This window comes from Sphingomonas sp. CFBP 8760, assembly GCF_014841615.1.
In the GTDB taxonomy this organism is placed as follows: domain Bacteria; phylum Pseudomonadota; class Alphaproteobacteria; order Sphingomonadales; family Sphingomonadaceae; genus Sphingomonas.
The window spans coordinates 69,723-91,507 of the sequence record NZ_JACYUG010000009.1; the positions used below are offsets into that span (position 1 = coordinate 69,723).

At 70.1% G+C, this 21,785-nt stretch carries 20 protein-coding genes; 12 read left to right on the plus strand and 8 right to left on the minus strand.

Annotation, left to right across the window (positions count from 1 at the left end):
• Positions 1-83 precede the first annotated feature (83 nt).
• The 7 genes from IFT82_RS12545 to IFT82_RS12575 all read left to right on the plus strand — a co-directional run bounded on the left by IFT82_RS12545 (position 84) and on the right by IFT82_RS12575 (position 7,787).
• Entirely contained in the window at positions 84-1,472 is a 1,389-nt protein-coding gene (locus IFT82_RS12545; RefSeq protein ID WP_192127219.1) for a helix-turn-helix domain-containing protein, read from the plus strand.
• A gap of 14 nt (positions 1,473-1,486) precedes the next feature.
• The gene (locus IFT82_RS12550; RefSeq protein ID WP_192127221.1) at positions 1,487-2,764 is read left to right on the plus strand and encodes a Gfo/Idh/MocA family protein; all 1,278 of its coding nucleotides are present in this window, start codon (positions 1,487-1,489) and stop codon (positions 2,762-2,764) included.
• A 24-nt stretch (positions 2,765-2,788) separates the two neighbouring features.
• Positions 2,789-2,980 (plus strand): hypothetical protein, encoded by a 192-nt coding sequence (locus IFT82_RS12555; protein ID WP_192127223.1) that lies wholly within the window; start codon positions 2,789-2,791, stop codon positions 2,978-2,980.
• A gap of 82 nt (positions 2,981-3,062) precedes the next feature.
• Positions 3,063-3,812: a trehalose-phosphatase gene (gene otsB / locus IFT82_RS12560; RefSeq protein WP_192127225.1), complete on the plus strand. Its 750-nt coding sequence runs from the start codon at positions 3,063-3,065 to the stop codon at positions 3,810-3,812.
• An 8-nt stretch (positions 3,813-3,820) separates the two neighbouring features.
• Entirely contained in the window at positions 3,821-5,590 is a 1,770-nt protein-coding gene (locus IFT82_RS12565; protein WP_244646726.1) for a glycoside hydrolase family 15 protein, read from the plus strand.
• Positions 5,587-6,993: an alpha,alpha-trehalose-phosphate synthase (UDP-forming) gene (locus IFT82_RS12570; protein ID WP_192127227.1), complete on the plus strand. Its 1,407-nt coding sequence runs from the start codon at positions 5,587-5,589 to the stop codon at positions 6,991-6,993. The genes IFT82_RS12565 and IFT82_RS12570 overlap by 4 nt, the downstream gene beginning before the upstream one ends.
• A 104-nt stretch (positions 6,994-7,097) precedes the next feature.
• Complete coding sequence (locus IFT82_RS12575; protein WP_244646727.1) at positions 7,098-7,787, plus strand: phytanoyl-CoA dioxygenase family protein; 690 nt, start codon at positions 7,098-7,100, stop codon at positions 7,785-7,787.
• A 54-nt stretch (positions 7,788-7,841) separates the two neighbouring features.
• Here the strand turns inward: IFT82_RS12575 and IFT82_RS12580 are convergent, their stop codons facing one another.
• From IFT82_RS12580 to IFT82_RS12590, 3 genes are all read right to left on the minus strand, one after another.
• Positions 7,842-8,333 carry a hypothetical protein gene (locus tag IFT82_RS12580; protein WP_192127230.1) on the minus strand — a complete coding sequence of 164 codons (492 nt, stop codon included), beginning with the start codon at positions 8,331-8,333 and terminating at the stop codon, positions 7,842-7,844.
• Entirely contained in the window at positions 8,330-8,953 is a 624-nt protein-coding gene (locus IFT82_RS12585; protein WP_192127232.1) for a hypothetical protein, read from the minus strand. Before IFT82_RS12585 ends, IFT82_RS12580 begins: the two co-directional genes overlap by 4 nt.
• Positions 8,954-9,063: 110 nt before the next feature.
• A complete protein-coding gene (locus tag IFT82_RS12590; protein ID WP_192127234.1) occupies positions 9,064-10,131 on the minus strand; it encodes a mechanosensitive ion channel family protein in 1,068 nt (355 codons plus the stop codon).
• A 127-nt stretch (positions 10,132-10,258) separates the two neighbouring features.
• Here IFT82_RS12590 and IFT82_RS12595 point away from each other — a divergent pair, with 127 nt between their 5' ends.
• The 3 genes from IFT82_RS12595 to IFT82_RS12605 are packed head-to-tail and all read left to right on the plus strand — an operon-like array spanning position 10,259 to position 13,372.
• Positions 10,259-11,842 carry a sodium/sugar symporter gene (locus tag IFT82_RS12595; RefSeq protein WP_192127236.1) on the plus strand — a complete coding sequence of 528 codons (1,584 nt, stop codon included), beginning with the start codon at positions 10,259-10,261 and terminating at the stop codon, positions 11,840-11,842.
• Between the two features lie 4 nt (positions 11,843-11,846).
• Entirely contained in the window at positions 11,847-12,752 is a 906-nt protein-coding gene (locus IFT82_RS12600; protein WP_342355106.1) for a 2-dehydro-3-deoxygalactonokinase, read from the plus strand.
• The gene (locus IFT82_RS12605; RefSeq protein ID WP_192127240.1) at positions 12,749-13,372 is read left to right on the plus strand and encodes a 2-dehydro-3-deoxy-6-phosphogalactonate aldolase; all 624 of its coding nucleotides are present in this window, start codon (positions 12,749-12,751) and stop codon (positions 13,370-13,372) included. The genes IFT82_RS12600 and IFT82_RS12605 overlap by 4 nt, the downstream gene beginning before the upstream one ends.
• On the opposite strand, the gene IFT82_RS12610 is transcribed toward IFT82_RS12605, so the two are convergent.
• Genes IFT82_RS12610 through IFT82_RS12620 form a run of 3 tightly spaced genes read right to left on the minus strand, consistent with a single transcriptional unit; the run spans position 13,369 to position 17,342 of the window.
• Complete coding sequence (locus tag IFT82_RS12610; protein ID WP_192127241.1) at positions 13,369-14,385, minus strand: LacI family DNA-binding transcriptional regulator; 1,017 nt, start codon at positions 14,383-14,385, stop codon at positions 13,369-13,371. The two genes, IFT82_RS12605 and IFT82_RS12610, sit on opposite strands and share 4 nt — an antisense overlap.
• Positions 14,386-15,807 carry a mannitol dehydrogenase family protein gene (locus IFT82_RS12615; protein ID WP_192127243.1) on the minus strand — a complete coding sequence of 474 codons (1,422 nt, stop codon included), beginning with the start codon at positions 15,805-15,807 and terminating at the stop codon, positions 14,386-14,388.
• The gene (locus tag IFT82_RS12620) at positions 15,804-17,342 is read right to left on the minus strand and encodes a UxaA family hydrolase (protein WP_192127245.1); all 1,539 of its coding nucleotides are present in this window, start codon (positions 17,340-17,342) and stop codon (positions 15,804-15,806) included. The genes IFT82_RS12615 and IFT82_RS12620 overlap by 4 nt, the downstream gene beginning before the upstream one ends.
• Positions 17,343-17,396: 54 nt before the next feature.
• On the opposite strand from IFT82_RS12620, the gene uxaC reads away from it, so the two are divergent.
• Positions 17,397-18,836: a glucuronate isomerase gene (gene uxaC, locus IFT82_RS12625; protein ID WP_199860483.1), complete on the plus strand. Its 1,440-nt coding sequence runs from the start codon at positions 17,397-17,399 to the stop codon at positions 18,834-18,836.
• A gap of 23 nt (positions 18,837-18,859) precedes the next feature.
• Here uxaC and IFT82_RS12630 read toward each other — a convergent pair whose 3' ends face one another.
• Both IFT82_RS12630 and IFT82_RS12635 read right to left on the minus strand, forming a co-directional pair.
• The gene (locus tag IFT82_RS12630; protein WP_192127250.1) at positions 18,860-20,683 is read right to left on the minus strand and encodes a hypothetical protein; all 1,824 of its coding nucleotides are present in this window, start codon (positions 20,681-20,683) and stop codon (positions 18,860-18,862) included.
• Positions 20,680-20,901, minus strand: coding sequence for a hypothetical protein (locus IFT82_RS12635; RefSeq protein WP_192127252.1), 222 nt, complete (start codon positions 20,899-20,901; stop codon positions 20,680-20,682). The genes IFT82_RS12630 and IFT82_RS12635 overlap by 4 nt, the downstream gene beginning before the upstream one ends.
• Positions 20,902-21,012: 111 nt before the next feature.
• Between IFT82_RS12635 and IFT82_RS12640 the strand changes: the two genes are divergently transcribed.
• Positions 21,013-21,429 (plus strand): hypothetical protein, encoded by a 417-nt coding sequence (locus tag IFT82_RS12640; protein ID WP_192127254.1) that lies wholly within the window; start codon positions 21,013-21,015, stop codon positions 21,427-21,429.
• Positions 21,430-21,785: the final 356 nt, after the last annotated feature.

The following is a 21,785-nucleotide window of genomic DNA, read 5'->3' on the forward strand; positions in this document are numbered from 1 at the left end:
TCACTTCCTGCCCGCGTCGCCGCTCCCGCGCAAATGTGAATTTGCGAAGTTGCGAATGAACCAGTTGCGAACTAAGCCGGGGCATGGCCCCGCCCCGTCTCTATGCCGGCGAACGGCTGCGCGCGCTGCGCCGGGCGGCCGGGCTGAACCAGCGGGCGATGGCGGCGCGGCTCGGCCTGTCGGTCAGCTACCTGTCGCAGCTGGAGGGGGACGAACGGCCGCTGACCGCCGCCGTGATCGCCGCGCTGGCCCGCCATCACCCGCAGGAACTGGCCGCGATCGCCGACGAGGCACCGGCGCGGCGGGTCGCGGCGCTGGCGGCGGCGCTGGCCGATCCGGCGCTGGCGCCGCTGCCGCCCGAGGCGACCGTGCGGCTGGCGGAGGAGCGCCCCGACATCGCCGACCGGCTGATCGCGCTCCACGCCGCCAAGCGCGATGCCGAGGAACGGCTGGCGGTGGCGGAGGAGACGCTGGTCGCGGGCGGCGACGCGCGCCTGCCCTGGGAGGCGGTGCGCGACTGGTTCCACGCGGCCGGCAACTACATCGATCCCCTCGATCGCGCGGGCGAGGCGCTGGCCACCACCCTGGCGACCGGCGGCGGCGGGCTGGGGGAGGCGGCGCTGGTCGCTACGCTGCACGGCCACGGCATCGCGGTGGTCACCGACGACGATGGCGATGCGCCGCTGGCCCGCGACCGGCCGGGCCTGCTGGTGCTGGCCGGGGCGCTGCCGCCCGAAAGCCGGCGGTTCCAGATCGCGCACCGGCTGGCGACGCTGGCCTTCGCGGATCAGGTCGCGACGATCGTCGCGGGATCGGGGCTGGCCAGCGTGGAGGCGCGGCACCTGCTGGAACTGGGCCTGGCCAATTATGCCGCCGCCGCGCTGCTGATGCCGTATGAACGCTATCGCGGCGAGGCGCGGCGGGTGCGCCACGATATCGACCGGCTGTCGCGGGTGTTCGGCATCAGTTTCGAACAGGCGTGCCACCGCCTGTCGACGCTGCAACGGCCGGGAGCGGCGGGCGTGCCCTTCTATTTCTGCCGCGTCGACATGGCGGGCAACATCACCAAGCGGCACAGCGCGACCCGGCTGCAATTCGCGCGGTTCGGGGGCGCCTGCCCGTTATGGCATGTCCACGAGGCGGTCGCGATCCCGGACCGTATCCTGGTGCAGCAGGCGGAGACGCCGGACGGCGTCCGCTACATCTCGATGGCGAAGGGGCTGGTGAAGCCGTCGGGCCGGTTCACGCGCGCGCCGCGCCGCTTCGCGGTGGTGCTGGGCTGCGAGGCGAGCCACGCCGCCGACTTCGTCTATGCCGATGCGGTCGACCGGCGGGGCGCGGCGACGCCGATCGGCATATCGTGCCGACTGTGTCCGCGCGCGGATTGCGACCAGCGGGCCTTTCCCCCCGCCGATCGTGCGATCGCCGTGGAGCCGGAGACGCGGCGGATCGTTCCCTATCGCGTTGTCTGATCGAGGAATGGCCGATGACCGATGCGATAGACCGGCGCCTGATGCTGATGGGCGGTGCCGTGGCGGGACTGGCACTGGGCGGCAAGGCGGTGGCGCAGCGCCTGCCGCCCCCCAGCGCGGTCGATACCGGCCGGGTCGAGGGCGGCAAGGTGGCCTTTCCCGAATGGCGGGGCGAGGCCGATCCCAAGAGCGCACCGCCGCCCGCGCCGCTGCCCCCGGAACGGCGGGTGGGCTTCGCGGTGGTGGCGCTGGGCCGGCTGACGCTGGAGGAACTGCTGCCCGCCTTTGCGGAATGCAAGAACGCGAAGCTGGTCGCGTTGGTATCGGGATCGCCGGACAAGTTGCGGACGGTGGCGGCGCAATACGGCATCGCGCCGGACCAGTGCTACGATTATGCGGGGTTCGACCGGCTGCGCGACAATCCGGCGGTGCAGGCGGTGTATATCGTGCTGCCCAACGGGATGCACCGCGAGTATGTCGAACGCGCGGCGCGCGCGGGCAAGCATGTGCTGTGCGAGAAGCCGATGGCGAATTCGTCGGCGGAGGCGCGGTCGATGATCGCGGCGTGCGCGAAGGCGAACGTCAAGCTGATGATCGCGTACCGCATCCAGTACGAACCCTATAACCAGCGTGCCCGCCGCTTCGTGCAGGAGGGGACGTTCGGCCGGCTGGTCGGCGCGACGATGACCAACACGCAGACCGTCGCCCCCGACGGCGCGCAGCAGTGGCGGCACAAGAAGGCGCTGGCGGGCGGGGGCACGCTGCCCGATATCGGGCTGTACCTGGTCAACACCGCGCGCTTCCTCACCGGGCAGGAGCCGGTCGAGGTGTTCGCGCGGCAATACAGCCCGCCCGGCGATCCACGCTATGCCGAGGTGGAGGAGACGGTGGCGTTCACGATGCGCTTCCCGTCCGAATTCATGGCGCAGTGCCTGACCAGCTACGGCGCGCGGGACGACAAGGCGCAGGTGCTGAATTTCGCGCGGGCCACCGTGCAGATGCCCTCCGCCTATCGCTATCGCGGGCAGGAGCTGTACGTCGCGCAGAATGTGGGCGGGGCGGACGTGCGCCAGCAGGTCAACATCCCGCCGAAGAACCAGTTCGCCGCCGAGATCGACCATATGGCCGACTGCATCATCGCCGACCGCCGCCCGCGCACACCCGGCGAGGAGGGGTTGCAGGATCATGTCGTGATGGAGGCGATCTACGAAAGCGCCCAGACCGGCCGGCCGGTGGCGCTGAAACGGTATGACGGGATCGACGTGTTCCGGGGACCGATGCCGACGACCTGACGCACCGACCACAGGAGAACGACCATGTTCCTCGATACCCGCGATCCCTGGCCCCCCGCCGAACCATGGCGCCCCGCCCCGCCCGCCCCCCGGCTGACGAAGCGGGGCGAACGGGTGGTGGGCTGGGTGATCGGCTTCAACCTGTTGATGTTGCTGGTCGGCCCGCTCGCCGGATCGTCGGTGATCGATGCGGTGATGGCGATCATGCGCAGCTGACCGGCCGGCCGACCGGGTGAACGGGTGGGCCGGTTTTGTATCGGCGGCGCAACGGATGCGGGAGCGGGCCGTTATCGGGGGCATGGATGCACCCGACCTGATCGCCCCGCCCCTGCCCGATCCCGCCACGACCGCGCTGTTCCTCGATTTCGACGGGACGCTGGTCGAACTCGCCGCCCGGCCCGAGGCGGTGGTGGTGGAGGATGCGCTGCTCGCGCTGATCGACCGGCTGGCGGCGGCGATGCCGGGGCGGGTGGCGATCGTCAGCGGGCGGTCGGTCGCGCAGCTCGACGGCTTCCTCGGCACGCGCGGGCCGCTGCTGGCGATCGCGGCCAGCCACGGCGCGGAACTGCGGACGCCGGCGAACGGCCATAGCCTGCCCGGCCGCTCGCCCGCGCTGGACGCGGCGGCGGCGGAGATGGCGGCGTTCGCGACGCGCAACGACATCGTGTTCGAGACCAAGAGCCTGGGCGCCGCGCTGCATTACCGCGCCCGCCCCGAACTGGAGGCCGAGGCCAGCGCGGCGGCGGCTCAGGTCGCCGCGACGCACGGGCTGACCTTCCAGCCCGGCAAGATGATGGCCGAGGTGCGCCTGCCCGGCGACAAGGGCGCCGGCCTGCGCGCGCTGTTCGCGGACGAGGCGATGGCGGGCGCGACGCCGTGGTTCTTCGGCGACGACGTGACCGACGAGGACGGCTTCGCCGCCGCCGCCGCGCTGGGCGGGGCCGGGGTGCTGATCGGCCCGGCGCGCGTGACGCAGGCCCGTTACCGGCTGGACGGGGTGACCGCGCTGCGCGACTGGCTGGCGGCGCTGCTGGAGCAGGCACGCTGACCCAGGACATGAACCTGTGGCCGATCGGCAATTGCCAGGTATCCGCCCTGATCGACCGCACCGGCCGCTTCGTGTGGGGATGCGTGCCGCGCGTCGACGGCGACCCCGCCTTTTCCGCCCTGCTGGACCGCGAGGATACCGAGACGGGGTTCTGGACGATCGAACTCGACGGCGCGGTGAAGACCGAACAGCATTACCTGCGCAACACCCCGATTCTGGTCACCCGGCACGAGGATGCCGGCGGCAATGCGGTGGAGGTTATCGATTTCTGCCCGCGCTTCGTACGCAACGACCGCGATTACCGCCCGACCGCCTTCGTCCGCATCGTGCGGCCGGTGGCGGGCAGCCCGCGCATCCGCGTGGTGCTGCGCGTCGCGACCGACTGGGGCCACCCGACCAGCATCACCGCCGGGTCCAACCACATCCGCTACCTGATGCGCGACCAGACGTTGCGGCTGACCACCAACGCGGCGATCGACCGGTTGCGCAACGAACAATATTTCCGGCTGGAACGCCCGCTGCACTTCTTCCTCGGCCCTGACGAGAGTTTCGCGGGCAAGCTGGAATATGAGGTCGGCATGATGTTCGACCGGACCCGCGACGAATGGCGCCACTGGGTCCGCGGCCTCGCCATTCCGCTGGAATGGCAGGAGGTGGTGATCCGCGCCGCGATCACGCTGAAGCTGTGCCAGCACGAGGAAACCGGCGCGATCGTCGCGGCGATGACCACCAGCCTGCCCGAACATGCCGGCAGCGAGCGCAACTGGGACTATCGCTACTGCTGGATCCGCGATGCCTATTACACGGTGCAGGCGCTCAACCGGCTGGGCGCGCTCGACGTGCTGGAATCCTATCTCGAATATCTGCGCAACATCGTCGATCAGGAGGGCGGCGACCATATCCGGCCGCTCTACGGCGTCGCGGGCGAGGCGCCGCTGCCCGAACGGTTCGCCGAGCGACTGGCCGGCTATCGCGGCATGGGGCCGGTGCGGGTCGGCAATCAGGCATACGAACAGGTGCAGCACGACGCCTATGGCCAGATCGTCCTGTCCAACGTGCAGGCGTTCCACGACACCCGCCTGTACCGCGTCGCGGGCGAGGACGATTTCCGCGCGCTGGAACGGGTCGGCGAGCTGGCATGGCAGGTGTACGACCAGCCCGATGCCGGACTGTGGGAATTGCGCACCCGCACCGCGGTCCACACCTATTCGGCGGCGATGTGCTGGGCGGCGTGCGACCGGCTGGCGGGCGCGGCGCGTGCGCTCAAACTGGACGACCGCTGCCGCTTCTGGAACGAGCGCGCCACCGCGATGCGCGCGCGGATCGAGGCGGCGGCATGGCGCCCCGACACCGACCGCATGTCCGCGACGTTCGAGGGCGACGATCTCGACGCCAGCCTGATCGAACTGCTCGACCTGCGGTTCTTCGCGCCGGACGATCCCCGGTTCCAGTCGACGCTGGCGGCGGTGGAGCGGGGGTTGCGGCGCGGCAGCTACATGCTGCGCTATGACAGCGAGGATGATTTCGGCCTGCCCGCCACCGCGTTCAACGTCTGCACCTTCTGGCTGATCGAGGCGCTGCACGCGACCGGCCGGCGCGACGATGCCCGCGCGCTGTTCGAGGAAATGGTGGCGCGGCGCACCCCCGCCGGGCTGCTGTCGGAGGATATCGATCCGGCCACCGGCGAACTGTGGGGCAACTATCCGCAGACCTATTCGCTTGTGGGACTGATCAACTGCGCGGTTTTGTTGAGCGAACCCTGGAGTAAAGTACGTTGAGCCGCCTCGTCGTGATATCCAACCGGGTCGCCGTGCCGACCGCCGATGCCGCCGGCAATCAGGGCGGCCTCGCCGTCGCCCTGCTGTCCGCACTGCGCGAGAATGGCGGCATCTGGTTCGGCTGGTCGGGGGAGACCACGCCCGAATTCACCGGCGATATCCAGACGACCGAAGGGGGCGGCGTAACGACCGCCACGATCGACCTCGAAGAACAGGACATCGACGAATATTATAACGGCTATGCCAACCGCACGCTGTGGCCGCTGTTCCATTACCGCATCGACCTGACCGAGTTCGAGCGCGATTTCGAGGGCGGATATCGCCGCGTCAACGAGCGCTTCGCCGATACGGTGATGCCGCTGGTCGAGGATGACGATCTGGTCTGGGTCCACGACTATCACCTGATCCCGCTGGGCCGCGAACTGCGGCGGCGGGGGATGAGAAACCGGCTCGGCTTCTTCCTGCATACGCCGTGGCCGCCGGCGCGGCTGCTCACCTCGCTGCCCAGCCATCACAAGCTGGTCGAATCGATGTTCGCCTATGACGTGGTCGGTTTCCATACCGAGGACTGGCTGGACAGTTTCCGCCGTTACGTCGTCGATATCATGGGCGGCACCATCGACGAGGACGGGTGCGCCACCGTCGGCGACCGCACCGTCCGCACCATCGTCGCGCCGATCGGGATCGACACCGCCGAGTTCGAGGCGGCCGCCGCGTCGCCCGAGGCACGGTTCGCGCACGACCGGATGCACATGTCGTCCACCGGGCGCAGCCTGATCGTGGGGGTCGATCGGCTCGATTATTCGAAGGGCCTGCGCGAACGGTTGCTGGGATACGAACGGTTCCTGGCGAACAACCCGGATCGCCGCGCGCTGGTCTATCTGCTCCAGATCGCGCCGCCCAGCCGCGCCGACGTGGACACCTATCAGGAGATCAGGAGCGATCTCGACGCGCTGTCGGGCCGGATCAACGGCGAATATGCCGATATCGACTGGGTGCCGATCCGCTACGTCAACCGCGGCTATCCCCGCTCCGAACTGGCGGGCATCTACCGCGCCGCGCGCATCGCGCTGGTCACGCCGCTTCGCGACGGCATGAACCTCGTCGCCAAGGAATATGTCGCGGCACAGGACCCGGAGGACCCCGGCGTCCTGATCCTGTCGAGCTTCGCGGGCGCGGCGGCGCAGCTGAAGGAGGCCGTCCTCATCAACCCCTACAGCGCCGAGGACATGGCCGACGCGATCACCGCCGCGCTGGAAATGCCCCGCGCCGAACGCATCCGCCGCTGGCAGGCCATGATCGAGAACGTGCGGGCGGAGGACGTGTTCTGGTGGTGCCGGCTGTTCCTCGACGCGCTGGAGGGGCGTGAGGTGGTGGCGGGCGACCCGGCACAGGTCGTGTAAGAGCCACGAAATCGCCGATCGAGGAAACCCGGCCTTGGTGAAGGCAGATGGTCGTTCGTCCTTCAAATACGGGTGGATGACTTCAGCCGATCCGGTTAGCTGACATGATGCGACGCGACGATGATATCCTGCCGCTCAACCTCCGCGACCATGGCGCGCAACTGTACCGCAGCGCTGCCATCAACGATCTGGCTGGTCTGCTTGCCGTCATCAGCTCTCTGCCTGGTGAACGGGCGGGAGTACGCCTGAATGGTCTTGGCGGATTGGATTCCTTTCTGACGCCAAAAGGGTCGATCGGATCGATTGCGGCGGGCGCCCTCGGTTCTACAAGCCGCCCGGTACGGGCCATCCTGTTCGACAAGACGGCGACGACGAACTGGTCGCTGGCGTGGCATCAGGATCGTACGATCGCCGTGCGGGAAAAGATCGCCGTTGATGGCTTCGGGCCATGGACGGTCAAGGGAGGTATGCTGCATGTCGCCCCTCCCTTCGATCTGCTGAAGCGCATGGTCACGTTGCGGGTACATCTGGATGACGTTCCCGCCACGAACGCGCCCCTCCTGATCGCACCCGGATCGCATCGGGATGGGCGCATTCCGGTGGATGCAATCAACGACACGGTCCGCCAGCGCGGCATTCTCCGCTGTGTCGCGAAGGCCGGCGACATATGGCTTTACGCAACGCCGATCCTCCATGCATCCGAGATCGCAGCCGTTCCGGCCCGTCGACGTGTTCTCCAACTGGATTTCGCGGCGGAAGACCTTCCCGGCGGGCTGGAGTGGCTGGGTATCTGACGCCCCTCTGCGTAGCTGACGGTCACCTCGTTCGCGGCATGTTCACCCATCCGATCAAAAATCCGCGTCGGATGACGCCTCGAACGCGTCGAACACGCGCCATGCCCCTGTCGCCTGGCGAAAGCGGACGATGAAATTGCAGCCCGCGCGTTGCCAGACGACCTGGCGCACCGGCGTGCGGGCATTGCGTTCCGCGCCGCCGGGCAGCTGGCTGGCGACCCCGCCGCTATAGGTGCCGACCCCCTCACCCGCGCGGAACCGGGTGTCGGCATAGGGTTTGCCGTAGGCGGCGAGCAGATCGTCCGCCGCGCGGCCCATCAGATCGGGGTGCCGCTCCATGCGCGCGTTGCGATACTCGTCGTCGCCGCACCGTGTCGCATCCCATGCCGGAACCGGGCGCGGCGCGGCGCGATCAGCGGTTGCCGCCGGCGGGCTGGGCGATGGCGGTTGCGATGGCGGTGTGACCGGACCACCGGCATCGTCGCCCGCCGCATCGCACCCGGTCAGCAGGCCGATGACGAGCAGGGAGAGGGCGAGGCCGTTCATCGCGGCAAGGTCGCAGAGAAACGGACGCCGTCGATCATCTGGTTCATCTCTTCGAGCATGGTCCGGAAGTGGCGGGTGCGCAATTCACGGCCGACATTGATGACGCTGGCCTTGTCGGCATGATGCGGCGAGGTCGGTCTATACTCGTCGCCCCGGCCCAGCACCCCGGTATTGCCCATCGAATGACCGAATTCGTGCGCGACGATGCCGCCGGCATGGCGGGTCTTCTCGAAATCCTCGGTACACAGGAAGATGCGACGAGCATTCCATTCGACGCGAGTCGGATGCCCCATATACCCGTCCGGCACCTTGCGGACCTCCACCGTCCAATGTCCGTCCCGCAGCGCCCATTCGATATCGAAGCTGACGGGAATAAGCCTGCCAGCCAGCGAGCGGGCACCCTCCGCCGTGCCCGTGGCGGTCACGAAGGCCCGGTTGCTCCACACGCCCCAGATCATCCGGTCCGCCGCCGTGTGGAACCGGCGCTTTTCCCGGTACGTCCACGCGGGCTGCCCCGGCGCCGCGATCCAGACATAGTGCCAGCGTTGCCGGAAAAACAACCGCGGCAGGCGGGTATCGAGGGTCAACGTACAGCGATCGGTTTCTCGAACGAAGTTCATCCGCCATGTTCCTCCGAAACCCGTGTCGCAGAGCATGACGATGGCGTGCCGGGATGGCAACCGCATGACGATAGGCCAGGCAGCCCCGATCCGCCGGCCCGGCGGATCGCCTATTCCGCCGCCCCCGGCATCTCCACCCGCCGCCGCGGCATCGCCTCCGGCATCTCCGCCCGCACGAAGGCCAGTACCGCCTCGCGTACCTCGCAGCGCAGGTCGAAGGCGGTGGAGGCGTCCTTAGCGGTCATCAGGCCGCGCACCTCGATCGCATCGGTCTTCACGTCCGTCACCTGACAGTTCCAGAAGCGGCCGTCCCACAGCGCGCTCGCCTGTACCGCCCGGCCCACCGCCTCGCGCAGGCGGGCGATGTCGGTGGCGGGGTCGAGATACCAGAAGACCGAGCCGAGCAGCTGGCTCGTCTCGCGCGTCCAGTTCTGGAAGCTGGCTTCGAGGAACTTGGAGACGGGCACCACCAGCCGCCGCTCGTCCCAGATGCGGATGACGACGAAGGTCAGGCGAATCTCTTCCACCCGACCCCATTCGCCGTCCATGATGACGACATCGTCGAGGCGGATCGGTTCGGTGAAGGCCATCTGAATGCCGGCGATCACGTTCTTGAGCGCGGGCTGCGCCGCCGCACCGACGACGAGGCCGGCCAGACCGGCGGAGGCCATCAGCGTGACGCCGATCGTGCGGATGCCCGGCACGCTCAGCAGCATCAGGCAGATCGTCAGGAACACGATGAAGAAGGTGCCGATCCGCCCCAGGATCGTGGCGCGCGTCCGCTGCCGCCGGGCGGCGAGATTGTCGGCGACGGTGATGTCGGCGCGCAATTCCACGATGCGTTGCAGCGCATGGAGCATCGCGACGGCCAGCCAGCCCATCAGCGCCGGCACCGCGAACCCCTGTATCTGCTGCCAGAGCTCGCGCATTTCCCGGTCCATCGACAGGAACTTCGTCGCGAAGCTGAGGCCGATCGAGATGACGAACCAGCGCGACGGCGTGCGGATTTCCGCCAGCACCGTCTCGCGCGCATCGCGGGTGCGGCGGCGGCCGGTGCGCAGCAGGATGCGCATCGCCAGCGCGTGCGCCAGCACCGCCACCAGCACCGCGACCGCGACGATCGCGATATCCTGCACCCAGACCCATTCGGTCGGCACCCGCCAGTCGCGCACTTTCATCACCGGTCAACCGGGCGCGGACAAGGTTGTTCCGCAGTGCAGCATAAACCCGCCGGCACGTCTGTCTTGCGCGCGGCCCCGTGGCGCTGCTAGCGTCGATAGATAGTATAAGTCGGACGGGGACGGGATGCAGCTGGCCACTATCGATATCGCGGTCGTCGCGATCTATTTCGTCTGCATCTTCGGGCTCGCCCAATATGTCTCGCGCGACAAGGCGGGGGCCGGGCCGAAGAACAGCACCGATTATTTCCTCGCGTCGAAGAACCTGCCCTGGTGGGCAATCGGCGCCTCGCTGATCGCGGCCAACATCTCCGCCGAACAGATCGTCGGCATGTCCGGCTCGGGCTATGCCATCGGCCTGGCCATCGCGTCATACGAATGGATGGCGGCGCTGACGCTGCTGATCGTCGGCAAGTTCTTCCTGCCGATCTTCCTGAAGAACGAGATCTACACGATGCCGCAGTTCCTGGAACGGCGGTACGGCCCGTCAATCCGGACGCTGATGGCACTGTTCTGGCTGGCGCTGTACGTCTTCGTCAACCTGACCTCGATCATCTGGCTGGGTTCGATCGCGGTGACCAAGGTGGCGGGGATCGACCAGAACGTCGCGCTCGTCATCCTCGGCGTCTTCGCGCTGGTCTATCAGCTGAAGGGCGGGCTGAAGGCGGTGGCGCTGACCGACATCGTGCAGGTGACGCTGCTGGTGCTGGGCGGGCTGGTCGTGGCGTATCTGACGCTGGACGAGATCGGCGCGGGCGCGGGCGTGTTCGCCGGCTGGAGCAAGCTGACCGCGGCGGTGCCCGATCATTTCCACATGATCCTGGAACGCGGCGACCCGCATTACATGGACCTGCCGGGCCTGTCGGTGCTGATCGGCGGGATGTGGATCGCCAACCTCAGCTACTGGGGGTTCAATCAGTATATCATCCAGCGCGCGCTGGCCGCCAAGTCGCTGAACGAGGCGCAGAAGGGCGTGCTGTTCGCCGCCTTCCTGAAACTGGTCATGCCGCTGGTCATCGTGCTGCCCGGCATCGCCGCCGTCGTGCTGGCGCCGACGCTGGGCAAGCCGGACGAAGCCTATCCGACGATGATGCGGCTGTTGCCGTCGGGGCTGCTCGGGCTGGTCTTCGCGGCGCTGATCGCGGCGATCGTCGCGTCGACCGCGTCGAAGATCAATTCGATCGCGACGATCTTCACGCTCGACCTGTATGCCAAGCGCAAGAACAACGTCGATCGCGGCGCGGGGCAGGAACAGCATCTGGTGCTGGTCGGCCGCATCGCCGCCAGCGTCGCGATCCTGATCGCGATCCTGACCGCGCGGCCGCTGCTCGGCGCATCGGATCAGGCGTTCCAGTTCATCCAGGAGTTCACCGGCTTCTTCACGCCGGGCATCACCGTGATCTTCCTGCTCGGCCTGTTCTGGAAGCGCGCGAACGAGGCGGGGGCGCTGGCCGCCGCCGCCGGGTCGGTGCTGCTGTCCTGGGGGTTCAAGGTGGCGATGCCGGGGGTGCCGTTCATGGACCGGATGGGCATCGTGTTCCTACTGTCACTGGCGCTGGCCGTCATCGTCTCGCTGGTCGCGAAACGGGCGCGGGCGGGCACCGACACGATCGATACCGTCAACGTCAGCTATCGCACCGGCACCGGCTTCAACGTCGGCGCGATCGCGGTCGTGCTGATCCTGGTGGCCCTGTACGCCACCTGGTGGTGACCGGGTGACTGGCGGGGTGGTGACCGGACCGCCGCCCGGCGGCGCGTTCATCGCGATCGACTGGGGCACGACCAACCGCCGCTGCCATGTGATCGCCGCCGACGGCACGGTGATCGCGGGCGAGCGGGACGGGCGCGGCATCCTGTCGGTGCCGCCCGGCGGGTTCGCGGGCGAGGTGGCGGGCATCCGCGCCCGGCTGGGCGACCTGCCCATGCTGTGCGCGGGGATGGTCGGATCGAACCGCGGCTGGGCGGTCGCCCCCTATGTCCCGTGCCCCGCGACGATCGGGGCGCTAGCGGAGCATCTGATCTGGATCGAGCCGGGGCACACCGCGATCGTCCCCGGCGTCGCCACCGCCGCGGACGTCGCGCCCGACGTGATGCGGGGCGAGGAGGTGCAGTTGCTGGGGGCGGTCGCCGCCGGGCTGGCACCGCCCGACGCGCTGCTCTGCCAGCCGGGCACGCACAGCAAATGGGCGACGATCGCGGGCGGCGCGATCACCGGTTTCGCCACCGCGATGACGGGCGAGCTGTTCGCGCTGCTGCGCGGGCACAGCCTGCTCGCCGACTTCATGACCGGCGCGGTGGCGGATGGCCCCGCCTTTCGCGACGGCCTCGCCCTCGCCGCCACGGCTGCGCCGCTGACCGCGCTGTTCGGCGAGCGGGCGGGCGCGGTGCTCGGTCGCATCCCGGCGGACGATGTGGCGGCGCGGGTCAGCGGGCTGCTGATCGGGCAGGACGTCGCCGAACGCCGGCTGGCCCCCGGCACCCCGGTCCATATCCTCGCCGAACCGGGGCTGGGCGATCTCTATGCCGCCGCCGTCACCCTGGCGGGCGGCGTGCCGGTCGCGGTCGACAGCCATGCCGCCTTCGTCGCCGGCATCACCGCCATCCGGAGCCTTGCCGCATGAACACCCGCATCGAACTGCGCGACGCGCTGACGCGCTGCCCGCTGGTCGCGATCCTGCGCGGCATCACGCCCCCCGAGGTCGAGGCGGTCGGCGAGGCGCTGGTCGAGGCGGGCTTCTCGATGATCGAGGTGCCGCTCAACTCCCCCGATCCGTTCGACAGCATCGCGCGGCTGGTGACGCGGCTGGGCCACCGCGCGCTGGTGGGGGCGGGAACGGTGCTGACCACCGGCAACGTGGCGCGGCTGGCGGCGACGGGGGCGCGGCTGGCGATCTCCCCCAACACCGACCCCGTGGTGATCGCGGCGAGCGCGGCGGCGGGGCTGATCACGCTGCCCGGCTATTTCACCCCGAGCGAGGCGTTCGCCGCGCTGGCCGCCGGCGCGACCGGCCTGAAGCTGTTCCCGGCCGAGGCGGGATCGCCCGCCGTCATCAGGGCGCACCGCGCCGTGCTGCCCCGCGATGTGCCGATCCTGGCGGTGGGCGGGATGACGCCGGATACGATCCCGGCGTGGCGGGATGCGTGTGACGGCTTCGGGCTCGGCTCCGCGCTCTACCGGCCGGGCCAGTCCGCCGGAACGGTGGGCGAGCAGGCACGGCGGTTCGTGGCGGCGCTCGCCTAGAGCGCTGCTGCCGTCGATTCGCGCACGATCAGCGTCAGTGCGACCGGGGCGAGTTCGTCCTGCGGCTTGCCCCCGATCAGCGCGAGCAGCCGGCCGGTCGCCTCCGCCGCCATCGTCTCCAGCGGCCGGCGGATGGTGGTGAGCGCGGGGGTGAGCATCGTCGCCAGATCGCTGTCGTCGAACCCGGCAACCGACAGGTCGCGCGGCACCGCCAGCCCCGCCTCCCCCGCCGCCTTCAGCACCGCGGCGGCCATGATATCGTTGGCGGCGAAGATCGCGGTCGGCCGATCGGGCAGCGCCAGCAGCGCCCGCGCCGCCGCAAGGCCCCCGGCGAACCCGTAATCCCCCTCGTACAGCAAATCGTCCGGCAGGTCCTGTCCGTGCCGGGCGAGCGCGTCGCGAAAGCCGCCCTCGCGTTCGCTGGACGAGCGGAACCGGCGGGGGCCGGTAATCATCGCGATCCGCCGATGGCCCAGCGCGACGAGATGATCCGCCAGCATCGCCGTCGCCCCGCGTTCGTCGCTGACCAGCATCGACCGGTGGCCGGGCACCGCCGCCGCCGCCAGAGCGACCGCCGGCACGCCCAGCGCCGCCAATGCGGCCGCGACATCGGCCAGTTCGGACACCGGCGGCAACAGCAACACCCCGTCCACGCGCGACCGGCGCACGAAATCGCGGACGTTGCCGACCAGATTGGGATCGTCGTAGCGCGCCGGGTGAACGACCAGCTCATACCCCTCCTGCGCGCACAGCCCGGCGATCCCGCGCTGGAGGACGCCGATGACATGGGCGTTGGGATCGTCCTGGATCACCCCGATCAGATAGGACCGGCCGGTCGCCATGCCCCGTGCCCGGCTGCTGGGATGAAAACCGAGTTGCGCGATCACCGCCTTGATCGCGACGCGGGTTTCCTCACCCACCTTGGGCGAATCGTTGAGCACGCGCGATACGGTGCGGATCGACACGCCGGCGGCGGCGGCGACATCGGTGATGGTGGCGGGAGGACGGAACATTCAGGCCAGCCGGCCGATGACGCCGGATGCGTCGCACAGCCCGACCCACGCCTGGGCCAGCGCCGCCCGGAACGTCGGGTCGCCCACCAGTTCGGCCGGGAAGACGCCGCTGTCCTGCACCACCGCATCGGGATCGTGCGCCAGCGCCGTCAGCCTTGCCGCCAGCGGATCGACCAGCGGCGCCATCGGCGGCCGCGGCAGCGCGAGGAAGCGCAGCCATGCGGCGACGGGCACGACCAGCCGGTCGACCGGGCGACCGGCGCGGCGGGCATCGACGATCGTCGCGAGCAGCCGGAACGGCAGTTTCTGCGATCCGTCCCAGGCGATCTGCGCCAGCAGATGCCGGATCGCAGGGTTGCGGAACCGGTCGAGGATCGCACCGATATACGCGCCCGTATCCAGCCCGGCCGTGACGCCGAGGCTAGGCGCGATATCCTGCCGCATCAGCCGTTCGACGAAACCCGCCAGTCGTGTGTCCGCCATCGCGTCGCCGACCGTCTCGTGGCCCAGCAGCAGCCCGAGATAGGCGAGCGAGGAATGCGCGCCGTTGAGCAGGCGCAGCTTCGCCTCCTCGAACCCGGTCACGTCGGCGACGAACTGCGCGCCGGCCAGATCGAAGGGCGGGCGCTCACCGGCGAAATCGTCCTCGATCACCCATTGCGTGAACGCCTCGCGCTGGATCGGCCACGCGTCCTCGATCCCCGCCGCCGCCACCGTCGCACGCAACGCATTGTCGGTCGCCGGGGTGATCGAATCGACCATCGAGCTGGGGAAGCGGACCTCGCCGGCGATCCATGCTGCCAGATCGGGATCGATCGCGGCGGCATAATCGCCGACCGCGCGGGACAGGCGGCGGCCATTGCCCGCCAGATTGTCGCAGGACAGCACCGTCAGCCCGCCGGCGCCGCCCGCGCGCCGCCGCCCGAGGCCATCGACCAGCCGTCCGACGAAACTCGTCGGCCGCGCCGGATCGGTCAGGTCGCGCCGGATTGCGGGATGATCGCGGTCGAGCCCGCCGTCGGCGGTCAGGCAATATCCCTTCTCGGTCACGGTCGCAGTGACGAGGCGGGTGGTGGGCGCGGCGATCCGCGCGGCGAAGGCGTCGCCCTCCGCCCTGGTCAGCAGTTCGACGATCGATCCGATCACCCGCCACTTCGTCTCCGCCCCCAGCAGCGCCAGCGTGTACAGCCCGTCCTGCGGGCGCAGCGCATCGGCGACGTCGGTGGAATTGAGCGCCATCGCGCTGATCGCCCAGCGCGGATCGTGCGCCAGCACCGCATCGGCATAGGCGGCCTGATGCGCGCGGTGGAACGCGCCGGGGCCGACATGGACGATGCCGGGAACCAGCGCGGTGCGATCATAGCCCGGCCGGGCGACATCGGCGGGCAGATCGGCGAGGGTGGCGTTCGATAATCGGGTCACAACGTCACTCCACGCTTCCACAAGGCGATCTCCCGTTCCTCGTTGATCTCGTTACGCGCCGGCTCGCCGGACGCAACCGCGCAGATGCGATCCAGCAGCGCCGCCGCCGTCACGTCCAGCCCGTCCTCCAGCACCGCGCCCGCATCGAAATCGATCCAGCCGGGCTTGCGCGTGGCGAGGCCGTGGTTGGTCGCCAGCTTCATCGTCGGCACCGGGCTGCCCAGCGGGGTGCCGCGGCCGGTGGAGAACAGGGTCAGCGTCGCCCCCGCCGCCGCCAGCGCGGTGGTGGAGACGGCGTCGTTGCCCGGCGCCTCCAGCACGACCAGCCCGGGACGGCGCACCCGCTCGCCGTACCCCAGCACGTCGGTGACGGTCGCGCGGCCGCCCTTCTGCACCGCGCCCAGCGATTTCTCCTCCAGCGTGGTGATCCCGCCCTCGACATTGCCGGGGCTGGGATTCTCCGAGATCGGCTCGCCATGATCGAGGAAGTAGCGTTTGAAATCGTTGACCAGGGTCACGAGGCGGTCGAACGTCGCCTCGTCCCGCGCGCGCGCCATCAACAGGCGTTCGGCGCCGAACATCTCGGGTATCTCGGTCAGGATCGCGGTGCCGCCCGCCGCCGTCACCGCATCGGCGGCGCGGCCGATCAGCGGGTTCGCGGTCAGCCCGCTGAACCCGTCCGACCCGCCGCATTTCAGCCCGAGGCGCAGCGCATCCAGCCCCACCTCGCTGCGGCGATCGGCGCCGGCGATCTCCCCCAGTTCGGCGATGGCGCGCGCGGCATCGCCATATTCGTCGGCGCTCAACTGCGCCCCGACGCTGCGTACCCGGTCGCGCCGCTCGGGCGGCAGGCGCTCCAGCAGGGCGGACAACTGGTTCTCCTCGCACCCCAGCCCCAGCAGCAGCACGCCGCCGGCATTGGGATGACACGCCAGCGCCGCCAGCACGCGCGCGGTGCCGTCGAGATCGTCGCCCAGCTGCGAACAGCCGAAGGGATGCGCGAAGGCCAGCACGTCGTCCACGCCGGACGCCTTCGCCGCCGCCATCGCCACGCGCTGCGCGGTGCGGCCGACGCAGCCGACGGTGGGGATCACCCAGATCTGGTTGCGCGTCCCGACCGACCCGTCGCTGCGGACATAGCCCTGGAAGCCCCTCGTCCGTCCCGCGACCGGCGCGATCACCGGCGCGATCGCCGGCGCGGGATCGTAGCGATAGGGCTCCTCCCCCGACAGCTTCGTCGCCAGATTGTGGCTGTGGACGTGGCGGCCGGCGTCGATCGCCTGCGTCGCGCGGCCGATCGGCCAGCCATAGCGGCGCACGTCGTCGCCGATGGCGATCGGCGCAAGCGCGATCTTGTGGCCGATCGCGATCGGGTCGATGACCGCCAAGGCGCCGCCGTCCACCGTCAGCACCTCCCCCGGCACCAGCGGGCGGAGCGCGACGCCGACCTGATCGGCGGGATCGACCCGTACGATCGGCGGCAGGCCGGGGGCGGCGGACGGGACGGATGGCGGAAACGGGGCGACGGATGACATTGCCTGTTCCTAGCATCCGTGCCATCGCTGGCACAAGCCAACAGGATGTTCATGATGACGCCGCTGCACCTCGATCCGGACCGCCTCTTCCCCGCCGACCCGACTACGCGGGGGATCGCCCGTACACTCTATGCGGCGGTCGCGGCGTTGCCGATCGTCAGCCCGCACGGCCATACCGATCCGGCATGGTTCGCCACCGATGCGCCATGGCAGAACGCGACCGACCTGCTGCTGGCGCCCGACCATTATCTCTACCGGATGCTCTACAGCCAGGGCATCCCGCTGGAAACGCTGGCGGTGCCCGCGCATGGCCGGCCGGCGGCGGCGGACCGGCGCGCGGCGTGGAGTGTCTTCGCGGCGCACCAGCACCTGTTCCGGGGTACGCCGTCGCGGCTGTGGCTGGACCATGTCTTCGCCGAGGTGTTCGGGTTCGACGTCGCGCTCTCCGCCGCCACCGCCGACCTGTATTTCGACCGGATCGGCGAGTTGCTGGCCACCCCCGCCTTTCGCCCGCGCGCGCTCTACGACCGCTTCAACATCGAACTGATCGCCACCACCGAGGGCGCGCACGACACGCTGGCGCATCACGAGGCGATCCGGCAATCGGGCTGGCAGGGCAAGGTGGTCACCGCCTATCGCCCCGATGCGGTGATCGATGCCGATCACGAGGATTTCCGTGCCGCCCTGGCCCGCTTCGCCGAACTGACCGGCGAGGATGTCGGCAGCTGGACCGGCTATCTCGCCGCGCACCGTGCGCGGCGGCAGGCCTTCATCGCGATGGGCGCCACCTCCAGCGACCATGGCCACCCCACCGCCGCGACCGCCGACCTGTCGGCGGCCGAGACGGAGGCGCTGTTCGCCACCGTGATGCACGGCACGCCGACCGCGGCGGAGGCGGAACTGTTCCGCGCGCAGATGCTGACCGAGATGGCGCGGATGAGCCTGGACGACGGGCTGGTCATGCAGATCCATCCCGGTTCGTCGCGCAATCACAATCGCTGGCTGCACACCGCCTATGGCCGCGACAAGGGGGCCGACATCCCGACCCGCACCGATTACGTCGCCGCGCTGAAGCCGCTGCTCGGCCGGTTCGGCAACGAACGCGACCTGTCGATCATCCTCTTCACGCTGGACGAAACCGCCTATGCCCGCGAACTGGCGCCGCTGGCGGGGCATTATCCCTGCCTGAAGCTGGGGCCGGCCTGGTGGTTCCACGATTCGCCGGAGGGGATGCGCCGTTTCCGCGAGATGACGACGGAGACCGCCGGCTTCTACAACACGGTCGGCTTCAACGACGATACCCGCGCGTTCCTGTCGATCCCGGCGCGGCACGACATGGCGCGGCGGGTGGATTGCGGCTTCCTCGCCCGGCTGGTGGCGGAAGGCCGGATGAGCGAGGCGGACGCGCATGAAACCGCGATCGACCTCGCCTACAACCTCGTCCGCCGCGCCTACAAGCTGGACGGCACGCCGCTGCGGGCGAAGGCGGCGTAACGCGGCGGGGGCGGCGGGGTGACCTACCCCGCCGGCGCCACCCGCGCCTCGCGGCCCTGCGCGATCAGGTCGCCGATCGCACCTGCCGGGCTGGCGGACGGCAGCGCGGCCATCGCCCCGGCCATCGCCGCCGGGTCGACCGTGCCCGCCTTCGCGGTAAGCAGCCCGAACGCCGCCGCCGTCGGCAATTTGGCGAACGAGGCGGTATAGCGGTCGCGCAGGCGGGTCAGCGCCGCCTCGCGTTGCAGCATCGCCAGCGCGATCGCATGGCGCAACACCACCGCCTGACCGACCTCGCTCAGCTTGCCGGGGGCCGGCAGGGCCGGCTCGCCGACCTCGACCAGATGCGCCCAGTCGCGCGCCTGCCAGTGGATTTCGGCGGCGATGCCGGCGGCGTCGGGCACGTCCTGCAACGCGGCCAGCGCTTCCGCCCGGCGACCCATGATGTCGAGCGCGGCAGCCTCCACCCGGCGGCGGTCGGCGAACATCGCGGCGGGATAGCTGACATCGTCGGTCGCGCGCAGCATCCGGATCGCGGCATCGGGATACCCGGCCAGGATGCGCAGCGTCGCCACCCGCACCGACAGCGGCCCCTGTTCGATATCGCGCGGCCCCGCGTTCATGCGGTGGTCGAGCAGATCGGCCGCGCGGGTATAGAGGCCCGCCGCCTGCAACCGGTCGATCAGCCCGTCCGCCAGCCGGTTGCCCGCCACCCCGGCGGGGGCGAGATCGCGATAATCCCAGAACAGCCCCGCCGCCTGCGGCAGCGGCAGTTTCGATTCGGGTGCCAGCGCGGCGGCGAGCAGGCCGCGCAACTGTGTCGCGATCGTGCCCGCATCCGCCCCCGCGCCGCCATAGCGGAACAGCGCTGCCCCCGATCGCAGCGCCGCGGGCGTATCGTGCATCCGCAGCGCCAGCGCCAGCGCGACGCGCAACGCCCGCTGCTCCACCGCATCGCCGCGCCAGTTCAGCAACAGCCGGTCGAGCCGCTGTGCCGCCTCCTTGGGTGGCAGGTCGTGCGCGTCCAGCGCCGCCTCGATCGTCGACAGTTCGGCATCGGCGCGCTGTTCGGGATCGCCGCTAATCGCGACGCGGGCCAGCCGCAGCCGGCCCTCCTTCCCCTCGCCCACGCCCAGCATCGCCTTGCCGCGCAGCAGGTTGGCGGCGGGATCGCCGTCCGGCAGCGTCGCCAGCCAATCGAGCGCGGCCTGGTCGCGGTGCAGCGCCACCGCCGCCTCGCCCGCCGCCAGGATGAAGGGGCGGCGCGCACGGCCATGCCGCGCGTTGAGCGCGGGCAGCGCGCACGCCAGTTGTTCCAGCGCCGGGCGCCAGCGTTCGGTCGCGGCCAGCGCGCGCAGCCGCCACAGGCATGATTCGGCATCGCCGACCAGCATCGGATCGGCCAGCATCGCCAGCGCATCGTCGGCATGACCCGCTTGGGCGGCGGCGGCACCGTTCGCGCGCCGCCAGCCCGGCACCATCGCCAGATCGGGATCGTCGCTGCGCATCACCTCCAGCACGCCCATCGCATCGGGACCGCGCCCGGCCGCGATCAGGCTGCCCGCATAGTCCCAGCGTACCGCCTGCCGGCTGCCGGGCGTGGCCGCGGCGATCCGTGCCCAGGCATCCTCCTCCGTCATCGCCACCCAAGCGGCGGGACCGGCGGGCAGCGGCCGTTCCGCCAGCACCGCCGCAAACCCGGCGGTCGGGGGCGCGACCGCCGGGGCATGACCGGCGGCGGGCGCCGCGCCGTGCGAGGGCGATTCGTGCGCGGGGGGATCGTTGGCCAGCGCGGCGGCGGCGAGGCCCCCGATCAGCAGCGTCGCCAGCAGCGGGCGGGCGATCATGGCACCAGCCGCGCGATCGCGACGCCGCCACCGATGCAGCCGATCAGGAACAGCGCGCCGGGCAGCAGCGCCGCCTTCATGCCGCCCTTCGCCTTGCCCGATGGCGTCGCGGGGGTGACGACGACCACGGGTGCCCCCGCCACGGTTGCTTCCGTGACGGTCCGGCCGCCCGAACCCGAGACCAGCCGCACCCGGCCTGGTTTACGATCGTCGCTCATGCCCTACCTTGAATCCTCTGTCTTTTAACCCTCTGCCGAAACCGAATTATAGGATGTGGATGCGATAGATGGTCACGGGTGCCGCCGATGGCGCCCGCCACCCGAAGGATCATGATGCCCGCCAACCGCCTGATGTCGCTGCTCGCCGTACCGATCGCGATCGGTCTGGCGCCCGCGACCGCGCTGGCGAACGGCGGCGGCGGTGGCGCGGCCGGCGGCGTCGACCTGATCCCGATGGCAGCGCTCGACGTGCCGATCGTGGAGGGCAACCGGTCCAGCGCCCGGCTGCGGCTGAAACTGGTGCTGCGCGCGGGCGATCCCGTCGCGGCGGCGAAGATCACCGCGGAGATGCCCGCCCTGCGCGAGGCGGCACTGGCCGGCGCGAGCGAGTTCGCCCGCCTCTACGCCTCGCCGTTCGTCCCGGTCGATGCGGAAAAGCTGGCGCACGACATGACGGCGGTCCTGCATGGCCGCGACAGCACCATCACCGCCGTGCTGCTGGTCAACGTGGTCGCCAGCCCGGCATAAACCCCCGGCGCGGCCGCTGGCCGACCCGATCCGCCACCGCCCGCATCCCATCCGAACCCACATCCGGATCGTAACCGCCCCCTGCGGGATCGCCGGCACGGACTGGCCTTCGCGATCGCAGGCACAAGGGGGCCGCGATGCCGAAGCATCGTGACCGACCAGCCACGCGTCGTCACGGCAAGAGCGGCGCGCCGCGGCAAGGCATCCGTCAGAATATCGCTTTGGCGGGGACCGGAAGCGGGCATCCACAGGCGATGACGATGATTCGGGGCGGTCCGGCCACGCTGTGGCCATGCGATGCATCACACAGGCGGGCTGGCAGCATCCGGCCCCCGCGTCGTCCGGAAACCAAAAAA

Excerpts from the sequence above, each read along its gene's own strand:
- IFT82_RS12545 (WP_192127219.1), top strand. The coding sequence starts at position 84 with ATGGCCCCGCCCCGTCTCTATGCCGGCGAACGGCTGCGCGCGCTGCGC.
- IFT82_RS12550 (WP_192127221.1), top strand. The coding sequence starts at position 1,487 with ATGACCGATGCGATAGACCGGCGCCTGATGCTGATGGGCGGTGCCGTG.
- IFT82_RS12555 (WP_192127223.1), top strand. The coding sequence starts at position 2,789 with ATGTTCCTCGATACCCGCGATCCCTGGCCCCCCGCCGAACCATGGCGC.
- otsB (WP_192127225.1), top strand. The coding sequence starts at position 3,063 with ATGGATGCACCCGACCTGATCGCCCCGCCCCTGCCCGATCCCGCCACG.
- IFT82_RS12565 (WP_244646726.1), top strand. The coding sequence starts at position 3,821 with ATGAACCTGTGGCCGATCGGCAATTGCCAGGTATCCGCCCTGATCGAC.
- IFT82_RS12575 (WP_244646727.1), top strand. The coding sequence starts at position 7,098 with ATGATGCGACGCGACGATGATATCCTGCCGCTCAACCTCCGCGACCAT.
- IFT82_RS12580 (WP_192127230.1), bottom strand. The coding sequence starts at position 8,333 with ATGAACGGCCTCGCCCTCTCCCTGCTCGTCATCGGCCTGCTGACCGGG.
- IFT82_RS12585 (WP_192127232.1), bottom strand. The coding sequence starts at position 8,953 with ATGAACTTCGTTCGAGAAACCGATCGCTGTACGTTGACCCTCGATACC.
- IFT82_RS12590 (WP_192127234.1), bottom strand. The coding sequence starts at position 10,131 with ATGAAAGTGCGCGACTGGCGGGTGCCGACCGAATGGGTCTGGGTGCAG.
- IFT82_RS12595 (WP_192127236.1), top strand. The coding sequence starts at position 10,259 with ATGCAGCTGGCCACTATCGATATCGCGGTCGTCGCGATCTATTTCGTC.
- IFT82_RS12605 (WP_192127240.1), top strand. The coding sequence starts at position 12,749 with ATGAACACCCGCATCGAACTGCGCGACGCGCTGACGCGCTGCCCGCTG.
- IFT82_RS12610 (WP_192127241.1), bottom strand. The coding sequence starts at position 14,385 with ATGTTCCGTCCTCCCGCCACCATCACCGATGTCGCCGCCGCCGCCGGC.
- IFT82_RS12620 (WP_192127245.1), bottom strand. The coding sequence starts at position 17,342 with ATGTCATCCGTCGCCCCGTTTCCGCCATCCGTCCCGTCCGCCGCCCCC.
- uxaC (WP_199860483.1), top strand. The coding sequence starts at position 17,397 with ATGACGCCGCTGCACCTCGATCCGGACCGCCTCTTCCCCGCCGACCCG.
- IFT82_RS12630 (WP_192127250.1), bottom strand. The coding sequence starts at position 20,683 with ATGATCGCCCGCCCGCTGCTGGCGACGCTGCTGATCGGGGGCCTCGCC.
- IFT82_RS12635 (WP_192127252.1), bottom strand. The coding sequence starts at position 20,901 with ATGAGCGACGATCGTAAACCAGGCCGGGTGCGGCTGGTCTCGGGTTCG.
- IFT82_RS12640 (WP_192127254.1), top strand. The coding sequence starts at position 21,013 with ATGATGCCCGCCAACCGCCTGATGTCGCTGCTCGCCGTACCGATCGCG.